This is a genomic window from Photobacterium sp. BZF1 (assembly GCF_014349205.1).
Taxonomy (GTDB): Bacteria; Pseudomonadota; Gammaproteobacteria; order Enterobacterales; family Vibrionaceae; genus Photobacterium.
The window spans coordinates 1-1,444 of the sequence record NZ_JACSOF010000303.1 but is presented as its reverse complement, the minus strand read 5'-3'; the positions used below and the strand labels follow the sequence as shown (position 1 = coordinate 1,444).

Sequence of the window (1,444 nt, the reverse complement as noted above, 5' to 3'; positions counted from 1 at the left end):
CTCGATAGCTCAGTCGGTAGAGCAGAGGATTGAAAATCCTCGTGTCGGTGGTTCGATTCCGCCTCGAGGCACCATATTTCGATTGTGGTGCTTGAAATAGCAACATGATGTAAAAAAGATAATTCCCCCTTAGTTCAGTTGGTAGAACGGCGGACTGTTAATCCGTATGTCGCAGGTTCGAGTCCCGCAGGGGGAGCCACATTAAAAAAGCCAAGTCGAAAGACTTGGCTTTTTTCTTATGTAACTGCGACTTACTCGTGCCGAGTAATTGTCTCAGAGCTGGGCGCCCCCGTTGAGTCCCGCAGGGGGAGCCACTTTAGAGAAAGCCGTGTCATTTGACGCGGCTTTTTCGTATCTACCCATCCCCTATTGAACATTCCCACCCAGAACATGGGTAATGCCGCTATGCCTCCTTGTAAGGTGCATAACACCAATACCTGATCATCGGCGATCTCCCTCCTGCAGCAGTGTCTCTGATAAAGGACAAATGAAATATCTCGCCATGCTTCCACTGCCAGTAGCATGCAGGCTGTTTGTTTTTTGCTAACTTTAAGGACAGCAAACAATAAAAAAACAAGGAAGGTAAGATGATCACCCTTTACGGCTACCCGCGTACCCGCTCGCTCCGTGTCTCCTGGCTGCTTGAAGAACTTGGTCTCGACTGGCAATATCGCCTGGTCAACTTTGCCAAGAATGATCATCGCTCCCCCCAGTACCTAGCCCTAAATCCGCAGGGAAAAGTCCCCTGCTTGACTGACGATGGGGTGACGATCTGTGAGTCCTCGGCAATTTGCCTCTACCTAGCTGAAAAATACGGCCATCATTGGCTTCCCGCCCCCGGCACAGCGGAATCTGCCAACCACCATGAGTGGATTAGTTATGTCATTACCGAGTTGGAACAACCTCTTTGGAGTATGGGGAAACACCGCTTTGCCCTGCCAGAATCGATCCGCCTGCCGGAAATGCTTGCAGTGGCTGCCTGGGAATTCAAAAAAGCCTTGAAAGTGGCTGAGAGCCGCCTCAAAGGTGACGAGTACCTGCTCGGGCACTTTCCGACCGTCGCCGATATTTTATTGGCTCACACCTTAAACTGGGCGGTGAAGTTTGATCAGAAGTTACCGCTTAAACTCGAAAAATACCGCCAATTTGTCAGTCGTCGCCCAGCACTCTCGCGTGCCTTGGACCGAGAGAACCGTACCCTTTTGGATGGCGAATAACTGGGCTACAAGCCGTTTAGCGTTGGCAATAAGTTCAAAAACCGAGCGAATAGAGCAAAAAAGGCAAAGTCAGCATATTTTTCTCAAAAAACCGTTGACGCAAAGGCCGAAAACCTTTTTAATGCGCCCCGTTGCCTCGATAGCTCAGTCGGTAGAGCAGAGGATTGAAAATCCTCGTGTCGGTGGTTCGATTCCGCCTCGAGGCACCATATTCATATTGTGGTGCT

General features: G+C 50.1%; 1 protein-coding gene and 2 tRNA genes. All 3 read left to right on the top strand.

Annotated elements, in window-relative coordinates:
- Nucleotides 1–123: 123 nt before the first annotated feature.
- The 3 genes from BIZ37_RS30155 (at nucleotide 124) to BIZ37_RS30145 (ending at nucleotide 1,426) form a co-directional block, all read left to right on the top strand.
- A tRNA-Asn gene (locus BIZ37_RS30155) sits at nucleotides 124–199 on the top strand.
- A gap of 388 nt (nucleotides 200–587) precedes the next feature.
- Nucleotides 588–1,217, top strand: coding sequence for a glutathione S-transferase family protein (locus tag BIZ37_RS30150; protein WP_187464671.1), 630 nt, complete (start codon nucleotides 588–590; stop codon nucleotides 1,215–1,217).
- A gap of 133 nt (nucleotides 1,218–1,350) precedes the next feature.
- A tRNA-Phe gene (locus tag BIZ37_RS30145) sits at nucleotides 1,351–1,426 on the top strand.
- Nucleotides 1,427–1,444 lie beyond the last annotated feature (18 nt).

Excerpts from the sequence above, each read along its gene's own strand:
- BIZ37_RS30150 (WP_187464671.1), top strand. The coding sequence starts at position 588 with ATGATCACCCTTTACGGCTACCCGCGTACCCGCTCGCTCCGTGTCTCC.